17 protein-coding genes are annotated in these 17,348 nt (G+C 71.9%); 4 read left to right on the top strand and 13 right to left on the bottom strand.

What is annotated here, in order from left to right; translation table 11 throughout:
- Positions 1–1,848 carry a glutamine--fructose-6-phosphate transaminase (isomerizing) gene (glmS, locus tag DEI94_RS01555; protein ID WP_111027354.1) on the bottom strand — a complete coding sequence of 616 codons (1,848 nt, stop codon included), beginning with the start codon at positions 1,846–1,848 and terminating at the stop codon, positions 1–3.
- Positions 1,849–1,968: 120 nt separating this feature from the next.
- On the opposite strand from glmS, the gene DEI94_RS01550 reads away from it, so the two are divergent.
- Positions 1,969–2,451, top strand: coding sequence for a glutathione peroxidase (locus DEI94_RS01550; RefSeq protein ID WP_111009812.1), 483 nt, complete (start codon positions 1,969–1,971; stop codon positions 2,449–2,451).
- A 56-nt stretch (positions 2,452–2,507) separates the two neighbouring features.
- On the opposite strand, the gene DEI94_RS01545 is transcribed toward DEI94_RS01550, so the two are convergent.
- Positions 2,508–3,566: an aldo/keto reductase gene (locus DEI94_RS01545; protein WP_111027355.1), complete on the bottom strand. Its 1,059-nt coding sequence runs from the start codon at positions 3,564–3,566 to the stop codon at positions 2,508–2,510.
- Between the two features lie 58 nt (positions 3,567–3,624).
- On the bottom strand, positions 3,625–3,870 hold the full coding sequence (locus tag DEI94_RS01540) for a hypothetical protein (RefSeq protein WP_111012141.1): 246 nt from the start codon (positions 3,868–3,870) through the stop codon (positions 3,625–3,627).
- Between the two features lie 74 nt (positions 3,871–3,944).
- On the opposite strand from DEI94_RS01540, the gene coaA reads away from it, so the two are divergent.
- Entirely contained in the window at positions 3,945–4,892 is a 948-nt protein-coding gene (gene coaA / locus DEI94_RS01535) for a type I pantothenate kinase (RefSeq protein ID WP_111009815.1), read from the top strand.
- 67 nt (positions 4,893–4,959) lie between these two features.
- Here the strand turns inward: coaA and glmM are convergent, their stop codons facing one another.
- The 5 genes from glmM to truA all read right to left on the bottom strand — a co-directional run bounded on the left by glmM (position 4,960) and on the right by truA (position 9,244).
- Entirely contained in the window at positions 4,960–6,333 is a 1,374-nt protein-coding gene (glmM, locus tag DEI94_RS01530; RefSeq protein ID WP_111027356.1) for a phosphoglucosamine mutase, read from the bottom strand.
- Positions 6,334–6,355: 22 nt separating this feature from the next.
- Entirely contained in the window at positions 6,356–6,841 is a 486-nt protein-coding gene (gene rpsI / locus DEI94_RS01525; RefSeq protein WP_111009817.1) for a 30S ribosomal protein S9, read from the bottom strand.
- A 38-nt stretch (positions 6,842–6,879) separates the two neighbouring features.
- Complete coding sequence (gene rplM, locus DEI94_RS01520) at positions 6,880–7,326, bottom strand: 50S ribosomal protein L13 (protein WP_111009818.1); 447 nt, start codon at positions 7,324–7,326, stop codon at positions 6,880–6,882.
- A gap of 179 nt (positions 7,327–7,505) precedes the next feature.
- On the bottom strand, positions 7,506–8,252 hold the full coding sequence (locus tag DEI94_RS01515) for an MBL fold metallo-hydrolase (RefSeq protein ID WP_111027357.1): 747 nt from the start codon (positions 8,250–8,252) through the stop codon (positions 7,506–7,508).
- Positions 8,249–9,244: a tRNA pseudouridine(38-40) synthase TruA gene (gene truA / locus DEI94_RS01510; protein ID WP_111027358.1), complete on the bottom strand. Its 996-nt coding sequence runs from the start codon at positions 9,242–9,244 to the stop codon at positions 8,249–8,251. Before truA ends, DEI94_RS01515 begins: the two co-directional genes overlap by 4 nt.
- An 87-nt stretch (positions 9,245–9,331) precedes the next feature.
- On the opposite strand from truA, the gene DEI94_RS01505 reads away from it, so the two are divergent.
- Together DEI94_RS01505 and DEI94_RS01500 are read left to right on the top strand one after the other, a co-directional pair.
- Positions 9,332–10,333 (top strand): ATP-binding cassette domain-containing protein, encoded by a 1,002-nt coding sequence (locus tag DEI94_RS01505; protein ID WP_111012137.1) that lies wholly within the window; start codon positions 9,332–9,334, stop codon positions 10,331–10,333.
- On the top strand, positions 10,330–11,151 hold the full coding sequence (locus DEI94_RS01500; protein WP_111027359.1) for an ABC transporter permease: 822 nt from the start codon (positions 10,330–10,332) through the stop codon (positions 11,149–11,151). Before DEI94_RS01505 ends, DEI94_RS01500 begins: the two co-directional genes overlap by 4 nt.
- Here DEI94_RS01500 and DEI94_RS01495 read toward each other — a convergent pair.
- From DEI94_RS01495 to rpsM, 5 genes are all read right to left on the bottom strand, one after another.
- Positions 11,133–14,393: an AfsR/SARP family transcriptional regulator gene (locus DEI94_RS01495; RefSeq protein WP_111027360.1), complete on the bottom strand. Its 3,261-nt coding sequence runs from the start codon at positions 14,391–14,393 to the stop codon at positions 11,133–11,135. The genes DEI94_RS01500 and DEI94_RS01495 overlap by 19 nt on opposite strands.
- A 93-nt stretch (positions 14,394–14,486) precedes the next feature.
- Positions 14,487–15,143, bottom strand: a complete 657-nt coding sequence (rplQ, locus tag DEI94_RS01490) for a 50S ribosomal protein L17 (RefSeq protein WP_111027361.1) — start codon at positions 15,141–15,143, stop codon at positions 14,487–14,489.
- A gap of 62 nt (positions 15,144–15,205) precedes the next feature.
- The gene (locus DEI94_RS01485) at positions 15,206–16,198 is read right to left on the bottom strand and encodes a DNA-directed RNA polymerase subunit alpha (protein WP_111009825.1); all 993 of its coding nucleotides are present in this window, start codon (positions 16,196–16,198) and stop codon (positions 15,206–15,208) included.
- A 187-nt stretch (positions 16,199–16,385) separates the two neighbouring features.
- The gene (gene rpsK / locus DEI94_RS01480; RefSeq protein WP_055950867.1) at positions 16,386–16,784 is read right to left on the bottom strand and encodes a 30S ribosomal protein S11; all 399 of its coding nucleotides are present in this window, start codon (positions 16,782–16,784) and stop codon (positions 16,386–16,388) included.
- Positions 16,785–16,793: 9 nt separating this feature from the next.
- Positions 16,794–17,168, bottom strand: coding sequence for a 30S ribosomal protein S13 (gene rpsM, locus DEI94_RS01475; protein ID WP_111009826.1), 375 nt, complete (start codon positions 17,166–17,168; stop codon positions 16,794–16,796).
- Positions 17,169–17,348 lie beyond the last annotated feature (180 nt).

Here is a 17,348-nt window from a genome sequence, read left to right as displayed (position 1 = left end):
CTACTCGACGGTCACCGACTTGGCGAGGTTGCGGGGCTGGTCCACGTCGAGCCCCTTGGCCGCCGCCAGTTCCATCCCGAACATGTGCAGCGGCGCGACCGCCAGGAGCGGCTCGAACAGCGGCGTCGCCAGCGGGATGCGCAGGACCTCGTCGGCGTAGGGCAGGACGGCCGCGTCGCCCTCTTCCGCGATCGCGATGACCCGCGCGCCACGGGCCCGGATCTCCTGGATGTTCGAGACGACCTTCGGGTGGAGCGACCGCTCGTCGCGGGGGCTCGGCACGATGACGAACACGATCTGCCCCGGTTCGATGAGCGCGATCGGGCCGTGCTTGAGCTCGCCCGCGGCGAAGCCCTCGGCGTGGATGTACGCGAGTTCCTTGAGCTTGAGCGCCCCCTCGAGGGCGATGGGGTAGCCGACGTGGCGCCCGAGGAACAACACGCTCCGGGTGTCCGCCATCCAGCGCGCGAGCTCGGTCACCGAGGCGGCGTCCTCGATCGTCTGCTGCAGCTTGGCCGGGAGCGCGTCGAGCTCCGCGACCTGCGCCGCGACCTGCTCCGGCGTGAGCGTGCCCCGGAGCGTCGCGAGGTGCAGGCCGAGCAGGTACAGCGCGACGCCCTGCGCCAGGAACGCCTTCGTCGAGGCCACGGCGACCTCGGGGCCCGCGTGCGTGTACAGCACGGCATCGGACTCGCGCGGGATCGTCGCGCCCTGGGTGTTGCAGATGGACAGCGTGCGGGCACCCTGCTCACGGGCGTACTTGACCGCCATCAGGGTGTCCATCGTCTCGCCGGACTGGCTGATCGACACGACGAGGGTCCGCTCGTCGAGCACCGGGTCGCGGTACCGGAACTCGTGCGCGAGCTCGACCTCGACCGGGACCCGCGCCCACTGCTCGATCGCGTACTTGCCGAGGATCCCGGCGTATGCCGCAGTGCCACAGGCGATCACGATGACGCGGTCGACCTGGGCGAGCCGGTCCGCGATCGGCTCGAGGTCCGTCAGGGTCACGGCGCCGTCGTGCACGCGGCCGAGCAGCGTGTTCGCGACCGCCTCGGGCTCCTCGCTGATCTCCTTCGCCATGAAGCTCGACCAGCCGCCCTTCTCGGCTGCGGACGCGTCCCACGACACCTCGAACTCGCTCGCGGTCGCGGGCGTGCCGTCGAACCCGATCACCGTCACGGCGTCGGGGCGGATCGTGACGATCTCGTCCTGCCCGATCGCCAGCGCGCGCTTGGTGTGCGACACGAAGGCCGCGACGTCCGAGCCGAGGAAGTTCTCACCGTCGCCCAGGCCGACCACCAGGGGCGAGTTGCGGCGGGCGCCGACCACGACGTCCGGCTCGTCCGCGTGCACGACGAGCAGCGTGAAGGCGCCGTCGAGTCGGGCGACCGTCCGCCGCATCGCCTCGGTCAGGTCGTGGCCGGCACGGAACTCCCGCGCGACCAGGTGGGCCGCGACCTCGCTGTCCGTCTCGCTGTGGAAGGTCACACCCTCGGCCAGGAGCTCGTCCTTGAGCCGGGCGAAGTTCTCGATGATGCCGTTGTGGATGAGCGCCAACTTGCCACCGTCGGCCAGGTGCGGGTGGGCGTTGCCATCGGTCGGGCCGCCGTGCGTCGCCCATCGCGTGTGGCCGATGCCCGTGCGGCCGTCCGTCATCGGGTCGGCCTGCAGGTCGTCCTTGAGGACCTGCAGCTTGCCGGCCCGCTTGCGCGACTCGAGGTCGCCCGCGGCGTCGATCACGGCGACGCCCGCGGAGTCGTACCCCCGGTACTCGAGCCGACCCAGTCCGCCGAGGAGGACCTCCAGACTGCTGCCGTTGCCGACGTACCCGACGATGCCACACATGCGCTCGATCCTATGGGGTGCGCGGCCGGGAGCCCGCCGCACGGGCGTCGCGCGATCGCCCTGCCGGTCGCCGGTCCCGGGACACGCACGGCGCCCAGCTGCCGGGTCTAGCTTCGGCCCGTGACCCTCACCGACATCCCGATCACCACGCTCCAGGGCGAGCAGACCACCTTCGGCGCGTTCACCGACAAGGTCGTCCTCGTGGTGAACGTGGCCTCCCGATGCGGCCTCGCGCCGCAGTACGAGCAGCTCGAGGAACTCCAGCGCCGGTACGGCGACCGTGGGTTCACCGTCCTCGGGTTCCCGAGCAACCAGTTCCTGCAGGAGCTCGGGTCGTCCGAGGCCATCGAGGAGTACTGCAGCACCACCTGGGGCGTCACGTTCCCGATGTCCGAGAAGGTCAAGGTGAACGGCCGCGGCGCCCATCCGCTGTACCAGGAGCTCAAGCAGACCCCGGACGCGAACGGCAAGGCCGGACGGGTGACGTGGAACTTCGAGAAGTTCGTCGTGACGCCGGACGGCGCCGTCCACCGGTTCCGGCCCACCACCGTGCCGGACGACCCGGCGATCGTCGCCGTGATCGAGGCCGCGCTCCCCGCCTGAGCCCGGGCGAGGCCCCGCACGCTCGGTGGCGTGCGGGGCCTCGGACCGATCGGCGGTCAGTCCTGGTGCAGGTGTCGCCCGATGAGGCTGAGGTCGGCCGCGCTCGACCGACCGTCCGCCGTGTTCGCCTGGTGCCAGTACGGGTACTGCAGCGGGGTCGCGCTCGCGTCGTCGAGGCGGGCGATCTCGTCCGCGGAGAGCTGGACGTCCGCCGCTCCGAGGCTGTCGGTGAGCTGCTCCTCGGTCCGCGCGCCGACGATCGCCGACGTGACCCCCGGCTTCGCGAGCGTCCAGGCCAGACCGACCTGCGTCGCGGTGACGCCCCGCTGCTCGGCGATGTCGACGAGCACCTCGATCGTGTCGTACAGGCGGTCCTCGTCGTCGATGGGCGGCTCGGTCCAGCCCTCGAAGCGCCGCGAACCCTCGGGCACGTCCTGACCGCGACGGTACTTGCCGGTGAGCAGCCCGCCCGCGAGCGGACTCCAGACGAGGATGCCGATGCCCTGGTCGAGCGTGATCGGCACGAGCTCGTTCTCAGCGTCGCGGGACTGCAGCGAGTAGTAGATCTGCTGGCTCGCGAAATGCTCCAGGTGGTGCTTGTCGGAGGCCCACATCGCCTTCATGAGGTGCCATCCGGAGAAGTTCGACGCACCGATGTACCGCACCTTGCCCGACCGGACGAGGTCGTCCAGCGCGCTCAGCGTCTCCTCGAGGGGCGTCGAGCCGTCCCAGCCGTGCAGCTGGTAGATGTCGATGTGGTCGGTACCGAGCCGACGGAGGCTGTCCTCGGCGGCCTTGACGATGTGGTGGCGGGACAGTCCGCCGTCGTTCGGTCCGGGCCCCATGCCCCCGCGGACCTTCGTGGCGATGAGCACGTCCTCACGCGCGCTGCCCAGCGCCTGGCCGAGGATCTCCTCGGACGCGCCGTCGGAGTAGACGTCAGCCGTGTCGATGAGGTTGACGCCCGCGTCGCGCGCGATGTCGATCTGCCGGCGTGCCCCATCGACGTCGATGTGGCCGACCGGACTCGCCCAGCCGGTGCCGGCGAACCCCATCGTGCCGAGGCTGATCGTGGAGACCTGCAGTCCCGTGTTGCCCAGATGACGGTATTCCATGCGGCCGACCCTACTCAGACAACAGACAGCAGTACGCCCAGGTGAGCGACGCACTCGGTCACTTCGACGAGGCCTGGGGCGGGGTGTAGACGGCGGAGGGAGTGCGCGGAGCCTGCGCAGGGGCCGGCCGGTTCGTTGCGGGAGGCGCGCCCCACCACTGCACGGGTGGCGCCTCGAGACGGAGTTCCGCGTGGAGGCCCAGGGCCAGTGCGGTGGGGATGACGACCGCCATCACGAGGATCGCGACGCCGGCGAGCGCCGGCTGTGCGCTCAGGGTCTCCCGCGGCGCTGTGATCCGGTCCACCCGCTGCGGACAGCACGTCGTCCACACCGCGTCGGCTCGGAGACTGCACCATCCTCTCGTCTACCCTCGTCCTCATGGCCAACGCCCACGCGGAGACCGTCGCCCACCCGACGCCCTTCGTCGAGATCGACCGCCCCGAGTGGTCCGCCCTCGCACCCTCCCAGCACCTCGCGCTCACCGAGACCGAGATCGTCCAGCTCCGCGGGCTCGGCGACCGGCTCGACATGGACGAGGTGCAACAGGTCTACCTCCCGCTGTCCCGGCTGCTCAACCTCTACGCGGCGGGCGCCCGGAGCCTCCACGCCGCCACGAGCGGGTTCCTCGGCGAGCGAGCGTCACGCACGCCCTTCGTGATCGGCGTCGCGGGGTCCGTCGCGGTGGGCAAGTCGACCGTCGCGCGGCTGCTCCGCGAGCTGACGAAGCGGTGGGAGGACACCCCGCGGGTCGAACTCGTGACGACCGACGGCTTCCTCTACCCGAACGCGGAGCTCGAGCGCCGCGGGATCATGGACCGCAAGGGGTTCCCCGAGTCCTACGACCGCCGCGCCTTGCTGCGCTTCGTCAGCCAGGTCAAGAGCGGTGCGGCCGAGGTCCGCGCGCCGTTCTACTCACATCTGCAGTACGACATCGTGCCCGACGCCGAGATCGTCGTCCGCCAGCCCGACGTGCTCATCGTCGAGGGGCTCACGGTGCTCGCACCACCCGTCAACGGCGGCCTGGCACTGTCGGACCTCTTCGACTTCACGATCTACGTCGACGCGAAGACCCGCGACATCGAGTCCTGGTACGTCGACCGCTTCCTCGCCCTGCAGCAGGCGGCCTTCGCGGACCCGAACTCGTTCTTCCACCGCTTCGCGACGCTCTCCCACGAGGACGCCGTCCGCACCGCGACGGACGTCTGGCGGAGCATCAACGAGCCGAACCTCCTCGAGAACGTCCTGCCGACGCGATCCCGCGCGACGCTCGTGCTCAAGAAGGGTGCGGACCACTCCGTCTCGAGCGTGCTGCTCCGCAAGATCTGACGCACCACCCGGACACGACCGGGAGGCGCGGTGCGGGTCCGATCCGCACCGCGCCTCCCGCCCGTGATCAGGCCGCGTCGAGTCCGAGCCGGTCGTGCACGACCGCGGCGAGCTCGTTGGCGACGCGCTCCGCGGTCGCCTGGTCCGCCGCCTCGACCATCACCCGGACCACGGGTTCGGTGCCCGACGGCCGGAGCAGGACCCGCCCGGTGTCACCGAGCGCTGCCTCCGCGCCCGCGATGGCGCGCTGGACACCGGCGTCGTCGAGGCCGTGCCGGTCGACACCGCGCACGTTGACGAGCACCTGCGGGAACACGGTCATGCAGGCGGCCAGTTCGGCCAGGGTCTTGCCCGTGCGGGCCATCTCGGCGACCAGGTGGAGCCCGGTCAGGATGCCGTCGCCGGTCGTGGCGAACTCGTTGAAGATGATGTGGCCCGACTGCTCGCCGCCGAGCGAGTACCCGCCCTCGACCATCTTCTCGAGCACGTACCGGTCGCCCACGGCGGTCTCGAGCACCGCGATGCCGTTCTCGGCCATCGCCCGGCGGAGACCGAGGTTGCTCATGACCGTGGCCACGAGCGTGTCGTCCTGCAACCGGCCGCGCTCCTTGAGGGACAGCGCGAGGATCGCCATGATCTGGTCGCCGTCGATCGCGTTGCCCTCGGCGTCGACCGCCAGGCACCGGTCGGCGTCGCCGTCGTGGGCGATCCCGACGTCCGCGCCGGCTTCGAGCACCGCGCGGGCGAGGTTGTCGATGTGGGTCGACCCGACGCCGTCGTTGATGTTGACGCCGTCCGGGTCCGCACCGATGAGGGTGATCCGCGCGCCGGCGTTGACGAACACCTCGGGCGACACCGCGGCCGCGGCCCCGTTCGCGCAGTCGAGGACGACGTGGATGCCGTCGAGCCGCGCGGGCAGGGTGCTCAGCAGGTGGACGACGTAGCGGTCCTCGGCGTCGGCGAAGCGGGTGATCCGCCCGACGTCGGCGCCCGTGGGCACCGGGACCTCGGCGCTCCCGATCGCTGCCTCGATGCGGTCCTCGACCTCGTCGGGGAGCTTCCGGCCGCCGGCGGCGAAGAACTTGATCCCGTTGTCGGGCGCCGGGTTGTGGGACGCGGAGACCATCACGCCGAAGTCCGCGTCGATGTCGGCGACGAGGAACGCCGCCGCGGGGGTGGGGATGACCCCGGCGTCGAGGACGTCGACGCCGGCGCTCGCCAGGCCGGCCGCGACGGCCGCGCCCAGGAACTCCCCGGAGACGCGCGGATCGCGCGCCAGGACCGCGATGGGACGCGGCCGACCGGACGCACGACGTGCGTCCGCGTGGTGTCCGTGCGTGAGCACGGCCGCGCTCGCCTGGGCGAGGCCCAGTGCGAGCGCGGCCGTCAGCTCGCCGTTGGCGAGACCACGAACACCGTCCGTTCCGAACAGACGTGGCACGGTGATGCCGTCCGAAGCGCGATCAGCGCTTCGAGAACTGCGACGCCTTACGGGCCTTCTTGAGACCGGCCTTCTTGCGCTCGATGACGCGGGCGTCACGGGTGAGGAAGCCCGCCTTCTTGAGCGTGGCGCGGTTGTTCTCGCGGTCGATCTCGTTGAGCGCCCGGGCGATCGCCAGACGCAGCGCGCCGGCCTGGCCCGAGGGGCCTCCACCGGTGATGCGGGCGGTGACGTCGTACGAACCGATGAGCTCGAGGACCTTGAACGGGTCGTTGATGAGCTGCTGGTGGAGCTTGTTCGGGAAGTAGTCCTCGAGCGAGCGGCCGTTCACCGAGAACGTGCCGGCGCCGGGGACGAGGCGCACGCGGGCGATGGCCTCCTTGCGGCGACCGACGGCCGCGCCGGAGACGTTGAGGATCTGACGAGGAGCCGCCTCCGAGGTCGCCGGGGCGCTCTCGGTGCTGAAGCTCGACGGGGTCTGGTCGATGGAGTCTGCGATCTGAGCCATGAGTGTGGAGTCCTGTGTCTTCTGCTGCGTGGCCGTCGTTACTGCGCGACCTGGTCGAGGGTGTACGGCGTCGGCTGCTGGGCGACGTGCGGGTGCTCGGGACCGGCGTAGACCTTGAGCTTCTTGAGCTGGGCGCGGCCGAGGCTGTTCTTCGGGAGCATGCCGCGGATCGCCTTCTCGACGGCGCGGGTCGGGTGCTTCTCGAGCATCTCCGGGTAGGTCGTGGCGGTGATGCCGCCCGGGTAGCCGGAGTGCCGGTAGTACGTCTTCTGCGCCAGCTTCGAGCCGGTCAGGGCGACCTTCTCGGCGTTGACGATGATGACGAAGTCACCCATGTCCATGTGCGGAGCGAAGGTGGCCTTGTGCTTGCCGCGCAGGAGCGCCGCGGCGTGCGAGGCGAGACGGCCGAGGACGACGTCGGTGGCGTCGATGACGAGCCACTTCGGCTGGACGTCCGCGGGCTTCGGTGAGAACGTGCGAGTCACAGGTGTGCTGCTTTCGTGTCGAGGTGAGGTGTCCGTGAATCCCACTCCGGTGGGGTGTTCCGCGGGGCGACGCCCGGCGAACGCTCCGGTGGAGGGCTCAACTTCGGGTCCGACGCACGAGGCGCAGACCAATCGGCGACACTACCGGAGCGTCGCGGTACCGTCAAACCTCGACGGACTCAGTGCCCGATCGGGACCCAGCGGTCACCGACCCGGTGCACGGCGGGTCCGTGGCCCGGCAGCACGATCCCCGGCAGGGGCAGCGCCGCGGCCGACTCGACAGCGGTGGCCGTGTCCGCGGTGAACAGGGCCGGGATCATCCGCGGCCGCGGCGACCACAACCGGGGCTGCACGTCGTGGTGCGTGACGACCGCGTCGCCGGTGACGAGCGCGTCCGCGGCGGGCAACAGGTACGCCGTCGACCCGAGCGTGTGCCCGGGGGCCGGCAGGGGTGCGATGGCCCGCTCGTCGAAGTCGCGGGCCGTGAACGCGCGGGCCGGGGGCACGGTCACGGGGTCGAGGCCACCCGAGCGGACGGCACGGGCGGCCCAGCCGAGCACCCGCGGCGCCGCGATCCGGCCACCGATGTCGCCGAGCGTCGCCTGGTCTCGCTCGGGCCCGCGCACGGCCTCGACCTCGTCGGCGTGGGCCAGCACGGTCACGCCGGGGTGGGCCTCCAGGATCGCGGGGAGGCCACCGATGTGGTCGACGTGCCCGTGCGTGACGTACACCCGGCGCAGGTCGGCCGGGTCGTGTCCCGCGTACCGGATGGTGTCGAGCACGAGTCCGGCGTCGGCGGGGTACCCGGCGTCGACGAGGGCGACCCCGTCCTCCTCGGCGAGCACGACCCAGTTCGACACGGGTCCCTCGACGAACACCACGCCCGGTGCGACCGCGACGACGGCCCGGGGCCTGCGCCGGCTCACGCGCGTCGCTCCGCGCCCGCACCCGACCCTGCGGGGCCTTCCGGGACGGCGGTGGGCGCGGCGGTGCTGATGGCGACCTGTCGAGCCTGGTCGGCCTCCGACCGGTGCCCGTCCTGGTCGCGGCGGGCCCGGGTCTGCTCCGCGCGGGCCGCCAGCTCGTCGTCGGGCGGGTAGCCGACCTCGGTGAGGACGAGCCCCTTCGCCGGGGCGACGTTGAACGCGCTCGTGCGCACCGCGTCCTCGCGCAGCTCCGCCAGCCGGTGCGGCGCGAGCCGCCCCTCGCCGACCGCGAGCGACGCACCCACCATCGCCCGCACCATGCTGTGGCAGAACGCGTCGGCCTGGAGGGACGCCACGAGCACGCCGTCCGGCTCGCGGTGCCATCGGAACTCCTGGAGCGTTCGGATGGTGGTGGCGCCCTCCCGCGGCTTGCAGAACGTGGCGAAGTCGTGCAGGCCGAGCAGCGTCAGGGCGCCCGTCTCCATCGCGCCCTCGTCGAGGCGCGTGGGGTACCACAGCGTGTGGCCGCGGCGGAGCGGGTCCCGCGGTGCCCCGAGGTCCGCGACGCGGTACGCGTACCGTCGCCAGACCGGGGAGAACCGGGCGTCGAACCCCGGCGGCGCGACCGCGACGGCCGTCACCACGACGTCACTGTCGAGCCCCGCGATGCCGTTCAGGCGGTGCAGGAGGGCGTCCGTCGGCAGCCGCTGGGGTCGGCCGACCGCACCGCGGTGCGGTCGAGCGAGGCTCCCCCACTGTTCGGGGGTGAGGTCACAGTGGGCGACCTGCCCCGTCGCGTGCACGCCCGCGTCCGTCCGGCCCGCCACCGTGAGGCGGGGCGCCGGACCGGAGCGCCGGAACACGGTCTCGAGCGCGGACTCGAGTTCGCCCTGCACCGTCCGGAGGGTCGGCTGCCGAGCCCATCCCGCGAAACCGCTGCCGTCGTAGGCGATGTCGAGCCGGAGACGCACGGTGCCGGCCTCGTCTGTCACGGGACGAGGGTACCGGCGTCAGCACCACGTCAGTGCCACGTCAGCGCCCGCCCGGAGCATGGGCACCGTCGAACGAAAGGACACCCCATGAACGACCAGGCGACGCTCGCCGTCGAGGCGACCGGCCTCGTCAAGACGTTCGGGCAGAACCGTGCGGTGGACGGCGTCGACCTGCGGGTCGAGGCGGGCACCGTGTACGGCGTGCTCGGGCCGAACGGCGCGGGCAAGACCACCACCATCAGCATGCTCGCCACGCTGCTCAAGCCCGACGCGGGCGAGGCACGCATCTTCGGACACGACGTGCGGCACGAGGCCCAGGCGGTCCGACGGCTCATCGGCGTGACCGGGCAGTACGCCTCCGTCGACGAGACGCTGAGCGCGACCGAGAACCTCGTCATCTTCTCCCGACTGCTCGGCCTCGGTCGGGCCGAGTCGCGGGCGAAGGCCTCGGACCTCCTCGAGCGTTTCGGACTGACCGAGGCCGCGAAGCGCCCGCTCAAGGCGTTCTCCGGCGGGATGCGACGGCGGCTCGACCTCGCCGCGAGCCTCATCGCGCAACCGCCACTCATCTTCCTCGACGAGCCGACCACCGGGCTGGACCCCCGGACGCGTGCGCAGATGTGGGACACGATCCGCGAGCTCGTCGCGACCGGCTCCACCGTGCTCCTCACCACGCAGTACCTCGACGAGGCCGACCAGCTCGCCGACCGGATCGCCGTCATCGACCGGGGCCGTGTCGTCGCCGAGGGCACGGCGGACGACCTCAAGGCGTCGGTGGGCACGGCCTCCCTGCAGCTCCGGCTCGTGGAGGCCGCCCGGCTCGACGCGGCGCAGGCGATCGTCGAGCGGGTCCTCGGGGCCGGCGCGGCCGTGTCACCCGAGGGCGCCCGCATCACCGCGCCGATGGCCGACCCGGACCGCGTCACCGACCTGCTCGTCGCGTTCCGCGACGCGGGCGTCTCCCTCGCCGAGATGAGCGTGCAGAAGCCGACGCTCGACGAGGTCTTCCTCACCATCACCGGTCGGCCCGTCGCGCAGGACGACCCGACCAGCGACACCGACCGCGTCCTCGAAGGGACCCTCGCATGACCGCCATCACCAGCACACCCCGCACCGTCACCCCGCGCCCCGGCGTCGGCGGTTCGGGACTCGGGGCCACGGTGCGCCAGTCGCTCACGATGGCCTACCGCGGACTGATCAAGGTCCGCCGCACGCCGGAGCAGCTCTTCGACGTCACGCTCATGCCGATCATCTTCACCGTGATGTTCACGTACATCTTCGGCGGGGCGATCGCGGGCGGTGTCACGGCCTACCTGCCGATCATCATCCCGGGCATCCTCGTGCAGACGAACATCACCTCGTCGATCGTCACGGGCGTCCAGCTCCGCGAGGACATGGACAAGGGCGTGTTCGACCGGTTCAAGTCGCTGCCCATCGCCCGCATCGCCCCGCTCGCCGGAGCGCTGCTCGCCGACACGGTCCGCTACGCGATCGCGACGACCATCACGTTCGTCGTCGGGTTCTGCATGGGCCTGCGTCCCGAGGGCGGCTTGGGGTCGGTCGTCGCCGCGGGACTCCTCGTCGTCGTGGTCGCCTGGGCGATCAGCTGGGTGTTCGCGTTCTTCGGTGTCGTCGCGCGCACCGCGTCGAGCGTCTCGGGCATCTCGAACATGGTCCTGTTCCCGCTGACGTTCCTGTCGAACGCGTTCGTCCCCGCCGACACGCTGCCGTCCTGGCTCCGGTGGTTCAGCGAGGTGAACCCGATCTCGCACCTCATCACCGCCGTGCGCGACCTCGTCAACCACGGGCAGGTGGGCAGCGACCTCGTGCTCTCGCTCGTCGGTGCCGCGGTCGTCGTCGCGGTCTTCGCCCCCTTGACCGTCCGCGCCTACATGCGGAAGGCCTGAGCCTCCGCCCGCCGCGGGACGCGGACCTGCTCGAGCAGCGCTCGGGCCCGCGCGACGGCCTCGGCCCGGTCCAGACCGGCCGAGGCCGTTTCGGCGTCCGCGAGGGCGGCCCGTCCCGTCCACCGCGCGAGCACGTCCCGGACGCGCTCGTACCGGAGCACGGCGAGGTCCTGCCGCGCTCCCACGCGCACGGCGGTCCCCCAGATCGCCGCGACGAGACCCGGTTCGACGCGCTGCGTGGTGGCCCCCCACAGGGCAACCGCGATGAGCGCGTCGCCGATCACCGGCAGGTCGAGCCACCACGCGCCGATGCGGATCGCGACGAGCGCGCCGACCTTGGCCACCCGGGCCGCCTCCGTCGCCCTGCCGTCGTCCGGGAGGCGCGGTGCACCCCCGTCCCGCTCGCGGGCCTCCAGGTCGATCGCGATGCGCGCCGCGGCGACCATGAGCGTCCACTGCGGTGCCTGCTTCATGTGGTCACGGACGTACGCGAAGCCGCGGTCGTACTCCTCCAGCGCGGTCTGCACGTCGCCCTCCGCGCGGGCGGCCTCCGCCCGGACGGCGAACGCGAGCGTCCGGAACTGGAGTCCGTCGTCGTCGAGTCGGGCGCCCGGTCGGGGCAGGTCGAGGTCGACCGCGACGGCGCGCGCCCGGTCCGGCTGACCGGCAGCAGCCGCAGCCAGGCCCATCGACCAGCTGATCTCGGCGAGGTCGTCGTCCGCGCCGAACCACTGCAGTCGCTCCCGTGCGCGATCCGCGGCGACCAGTGCCTCCTCGGGGTGCCCGGTCTGGGTGAGGAGCTGCACGCGGGACACGTCGGCCGTTCCCGCCGTCCAGAGGTCGCCGTGGGCGCTCGCGAGCGCCTCCGCCCGGCGGGCGTAGCGGAGCGCGTCCGCCACGTCGCCCGCGTTCTCGGCCAGGGGCGCACTGATCGTCAGGGCGAAGCACGCGACCTCGGGGTCGTCGTCGTCGCGGAGGCGGGCGAGGGCCGCCATCGCGAGGTCGGTGCGTCCGATCGCGGTGAAGAGCTCCGCCTGCGCATCCGCCAGCCGGACTCCGGTCGGACCGTGCTGCCGACGCAGTCGGCGCAAGGCGGACACGGCGACGGCGGCCGTCCGGAGGTCGGTGAACGCCGACGACGCCCCCATGACGGTGAGGGCCACGACGGTGGGCAGGAGCAGGTCGGGGTCGGGCGCGCCGCCCGCCAGCGCCGCGACGACGTCGGGCGCGATCGCCACGACCTCCCCGTGCACGCCCCGGAGTGACCAGTACGTCCCGAGCGCTGCGGCGATGGGCGCGATCGCCCTGCGGTCACCCCGGCCGAGCGACCACCGCAGGAGCGCGACGAGGTTGTCGACCTCGCGTTCGACCTCGCGGAACACGCGACGCTGCCCGGGACCGGCGAGGAGCACGTTCCGATCGAGGGCGTGGGCCGCGCCCCACCGGATCATCACCGTGCGCACGTCCTCGGTCGTACCCCGCTCGGTGAGCCGCGCGGCACCGAACTCCCGGACCGTCTCGAGCAACCGGTAGCGTGCGGGCTCGCCCTCGCGCTCCGTCAACTGGACGAGCGACTGCTCGACGAGCTCCGCGAGGTCGTCGAGCGCCGTGTCGACCCGGTCCGGGCGCACGACGGCCTCGACCGCCTCCACCGCGACGCCGTCCGGGAACAGCGCCAAGCGGGTCAACAGGTCCTGGGCGCCGTCGTCGAGGAGCCGCCAGCTCCACTCGATCACGGCGAGCAGCGTCCGATGCCGTTCGGGCGCGGTCCGATCGCCTCCGCGGAGCAGGGCGAATCGGTCGTCGAGCCGTCGCTCGATCTCGTCGACACTCATGCCGCGGACGCGTGCCGCCGCCAGCTCGATCGCGAGCGGCGAGCCGTCGAGCCGGGCGCAGATCCGACGGACCGCATCGACCGGCAACACGGCGCCGGGCCGGGCGGCCCGGGCACGCTCGGTGAACAGCCGGACGGCGGCGCCGTCGGCCTCGACCGGCAGGGGCGGGAGTGGTGCGACCACCTCGCCCGGGACCGCGAGCGGGGCACGTGACGTCGTGAGCACGCGGAGGCTCGGGACCTCGCCGAGCAGGTCGACGACGAGTGCGGCGACCTCCCCGACGACGTGTTCGCAGTTGTCGAGCACGAGCAAGGTCGGCGCTTCCCCGAGAGCCCGGAGGACCCGTGACCGGAGGTCCGCGAGCACGACCTCCCGGAGCGAGCGCCCGGCGCGGAGTTCCGCGATCCCGAGCACCGCGCCGAGCGCGGGGACGATGTCCGCGCCGTCCGTGAGCGAGGCGAGCTCGAGGACGACGACGGCGACGTCGGGCGCGGTGCGCCCCGCGACCTCCTGCGCGAGCCGGGTCTTGCCGAGGCCTCCGGCACCGAGGACCGTGACCAGCCGCTCCTCCTCGACGAGCCGCTCGACGGCCTCCACCTCGGCGTCCCGGCCGATGAGCGTGGTCGGGGATCGGCGCAGACCGAGGCGCCGCACGGACCGGGCCGACGTCGACGTCGCTCGGAGGATCTCGATGTTGAGCCGCACCAGGTCCGCCGACGGGTCCGCGCCGAGCTCCTCGGCCAGGCGATCGCGGTGTCCTGCGAACACCGTGAGGGCCTCGGCGCCCCGTCCGGCCGCGACGAGTGCCCGCATGTGCCCCGCGACCGCAGCCTCGTCGAACGGGTGGGCCACGACTTCCTGCTCCCACAGCCGCGCCGCGCCGTCGGGGTCGTCGCACGCCGAGAGCGCCTGGGCCAGGGCGCGCCGCAGGATCCGCTGCACGGTCGCCGCCCGGTCCGCGAGCTCCTCGGCGACCCGTCCCTCGAGGTCCGCACCCGGCTCACCGCGCCACGTGGCCAGCACGGCCGATGCCCGGCGGGCCGCGCCGGCTGGATCGGTCCGGAGTTCGTCGGAGATCCGCTCGGCGACCTGCTCGGCCCGTCCCAGGTCGAGCGCCGACGGGTCCAGGGCCAACCGGTAGCCGGTGCCCGTCGACGCGACGACGCCCTCGACGGTCGACCGCCGTACCCGCGACACCAGGGTCTGCAGCGCGGCGCGCGCCCCCTTCGGCGGGGTGTCACCCCAGAGCTCGTCGATGAGCGTCTCGGTCGTGGCGGTGTTGCCCCGGGCGAGCACGAGGACCGCGATGAACGTCCGGGCGAGCGCGCCGGGCAGCGGATCGAGGTCCCCTGCCGGGGACTCGACGAGCACCGGGCCGAGGACGGCGACGCGTGGCTGACCGGTCACGCGTCGAGTCTAGGGACCGGGGGCCCCACCGACGACGGAGGGCCTCCGCAGCGATCGCTGCGGAGGCCCTCCGTGTGGTGTGCTGGCGAGGACCTACTCGGTCTCGTCGGCCTTGCTGGCGGCGTCCGCCTCGACCTCGGCGGCCGCGTCGGTCGTCTCCTCGGCGGCGACGGGCTCGGACTCCGCGACGGCGTCCGTGCTCTCGGCCTCAGCGGCGTCGGTCGCGGTCGCGTCGGTCGCGGTCGCCTCGGTCGTCTCCGCGGCGACGGCGGCGTCGTCGGTGGTCTCCTCGGTGGCGGCCTCCTCGGCGGCGGTCGTCGACACGGCCCCGGCTGCGGCCGAACCGGACGCACGGTTCGAGCGACGGTTCACCGGAGCGGGCGTGCCCGAGACGGGCTCGAGCACGAGCTCGATCGACGCGAGCGGCGCGTTGTCGCCCTTGCGGAAGCCGAGCTTGGTGATCCGGGTGTAACCGCCCTGGCGGTCGGCCATCTGCGGCGCGATCTCCGTGAAGAGCGTGTGCACGACGGACTTGTCCCGGATGATGCTGATCACCTTGCGGCGGGCGTGCAGGTCGCCACGCTTCGCGAACGTCACGAGACGCTCCGCGACGGGACGGAGGCGCTTGGCCTTCGTCTCGGTCGTGGTGATGCGGCCGTGCGTGAACAGCGCGTTCGCGAGGTTGCTCAGGAGCAGGCGCTCGTGCGCGGGACCGCCTCCGAGGCGGGGGCCCTTGGTGGGCTTGGGCATGTCAGTTCTCCAGTGGTGGGAAGGGGGTGGGTGTGCTGCGCTCCGTCAGGAGCGGCACGGGATCAGTTGGACTCGTCCTCGTCGTACCCGCTGTAGAAGTGGGCGCCGTCGAATCCGGGAACGGTGTCCTTGAGGGACAGGCCGAGCTCGGTGAGCTTGTCCTTGACCTCGTCCACCGACTTCTGACCGAAGTTGCGGATGTTCATGAGCTGCGTCTCCGAGAGGGCGACGAGCTCGCTGACCGTGTTGATGCCCTCGCGCTTGAGGCAGTTGTAGCTGCGGACCGACAGGTCGAGGTCCTCGATCGGGGTCTGCAGCTCGTTCGAGAGCACCGCGTCGACCGGCGCGGGGCCGATCTCGATGCCCTCGGCCGCCGTGTTGAGCTCGCGGGCGAGCCCGAACAGCTCGACCAGCGTGCGGCCGGCGGAGGCGATGGCGTCGCGAGGCGTGATCGCCGGCTTCGACTCGACGTCGACGACCAGACGGTCGAAGTCCGTGCGCTCACCGGCACGGGTCGCCTCGACCCGGTAGGTGACCTTGAGGACCGGCGAGTAGATCGAGTCGATCGGGATCTGACCGGCCTCGCTGAACTCGGAGCGGTTCTGGGTCGCCGAGACGTACCCACGACCGCGCTCGATCGTGAGCTCCAGCTCGAACCGGGCGGTGTCGTTCAGCGTGGCGATGACGAGGTCCGAGTTGTGGATCTCGACACCGGCCGGAGCCGAGATGTCCGCCGCCGTGACCTGGCCCGCGCCCTGCTTGCGGAGGTACGCCGTGATGGGCTCGTCGTGCTCGCTCGAGACGACCAGGTTCTTGATGTTGAGGATGATCTCGGTGACGTCCTCCTTGACACCCGGCACGGTGCTGAACTCGTGCAGCACACCGTCGATGCGGATGCTGGTGACGGCGGCACCGGGGATCGAGGACAGGAGCGTGCGGCGCAGCGAGTTGCCGAGGGTGTAGCCGAAGCCCGGCTCGAGCGGCTCGATGATGAACCGCGAGCGGAACTCGGAGATCGGCTCCTCGGTCAGGGTGGGGCGCTGTGCAATGAGCACTGTGGATTCCTTTCGGCGAAGTGTCCGCTATATGACACTTGGCGGTACGACGGGGCCCGAGGCCTCGCCGGGTCTGTTGAGTTGTGATCACGCGCACCGACGTGCGCGATCGAACGACCAGGAATGGCCGCGACCGGTCGACCCCGCTCGATGAGCGGGCGTCCGGTCGCGGCCGAGAGCTCCTAGCTCAGACGCGACGACGCTTCGGCGGGCGGCACCCGTTGTGCGCCTGCGGGGTGACGTCGTTGATCGAGCCCACCTCGAGGCCGGCGGCCTGGAGCGAGCGGATCGCGGTCTCGCGGCCCGAGCCCGGACCCTTGACGAAGACGTCGACCTTCTTGACGCCGTGCTCCTGCGCCTGGCGGGCGGCCGACTCGGCGGCGAGCTGCGCCGCGAACGGCGTGGACTTGCGCGAGCCCTTGAAGCCGACAGCACCGGACGAGGCCCAGCTCAGGACGGCGCCCGACGGGTCGGTGATGCTGACGATCGTGTTGTTGAACGTCGACTTGATGTGGGCCTGGCCCACGGCGATGTTCTTCTTCTCCTTGCGCCGCGGCTTGCGGGCAGCAGTCTTGGGGGTAGCCATGGTGATCTCCTATCGGGCCTTCTTCTTGCCTGCCACGGTGCGCTTCGGGCCCTTGCGGGTCCGCGCGTTGGTCTTGGTGCGCTGTCCACGCACCGGGAGACCACGACGGTGGCGGAGGCCCTCGTAGCTGCCGATCTCGACCTTGCGGCGGATGTCGGCGGCCACCTCACGGCGGAGGTCACCCTCGACCTTGAAGTTGCCCTCGATGAAGTCGCGGAGGGCGACGAGCTGGTCGTCGGTGAGGTCCTTGACACGGATGTCGCCCGAGATACCGGTCTCGGCGAGCGCCTGGAGGGAACGGGTACGGCCGACGCCGTAGATGTACGTGAGTGCGATCTCCACGCGCTTCTCGCGCGGGATGTCGACGCCTGCTAGACGTGCCATGTCTGGCTGCTCCTGTTTTCGGTGGAGGTGTGGCGCAGTACCGGTGCTCGGGCCTCCGCCCCGAGGTGTCCCCGGTCGGTTCGTCGCCGATCGGTTCTGGCACTGCGTTGTCGATGTTCAGTTGTGCGTGCTGCTCAGCTGTTCGCTGTCGAGCCGGTGCGGGGCCTGGCGACCCCGCAC

Source organism: Curtobacterium sp. MCBD17_040 (assembly GCF_003234805.2).
GTDB lineage: Bacteria > Actinomycetota > Actinomycetes > Actinomycetales > Microbacteriaceae > Curtobacterium.
This window is presented reverse-complemented; position numbering and strand designations above follow the sequence as displayed.

Bases quoted from the DNA above. Each gene is read 5' to 3' on its own strand.
- DEI94_RS01545 (WP_111027355.1), bottom strand. From the start codon at position 3,566: ATGGAATACCGTCATCTGGGCAACACGGGACTGCAGGTCTCCACGATC.
- glmS (WP_111027354.1), bottom strand. From the start codon at position 1,848: ATGTGTGGCATCGTCGGGTACGTCGGCAACGGCAGCAGTCTGGAGGTC.
- rpsM (WP_111009826.1), bottom strand. From the start codon at position 17,168: ATGGCACGTCTAGCAGGCGTCGACATCCCGCGCGAGAAGCGCGTGGAG.
- DEI94_RS01500 (WP_111027359.1), top strand. From the start codon at position 10,330: ATGACCGCCATCACCAGCACACCCCGCACCGTCACCCCGCGCCCCGGC.
- rpsK (WP_055950867.1), bottom strand. From the start codon at position 16,784: ATGGCTACCCCCAAGACTGCTGCCCGCAAGCCGCGGCGCAAGGAGAAG.
- coaA (WP_111009815.1), top strand. From the start codon at position 3,945: ATGGCCAACGCCCACGCGGAGACCGTCGCCCACCCGACGCCCTTCGTC.
- rpsI (WP_111009817.1), bottom strand. From the start codon at position 6,841: ATGGCTCAGATCGCAGACTCCATCGACCAGACCCCGTCGAGCTTCAGC.
- rplQ (WP_111027361.1), bottom strand. From the start codon at position 15,143: ATGCCCAAGCCCACCAAGGGCCCCCGCCTCGGAGGCGGTCCCGCGCAC.
- DEI94_RS01505 (WP_111012137.1), top strand. From the start codon at position 9,332: ATGAACGACCAGGCGACGCTCGCCGTCGAGGCGACCGGCCTCGTCAAG.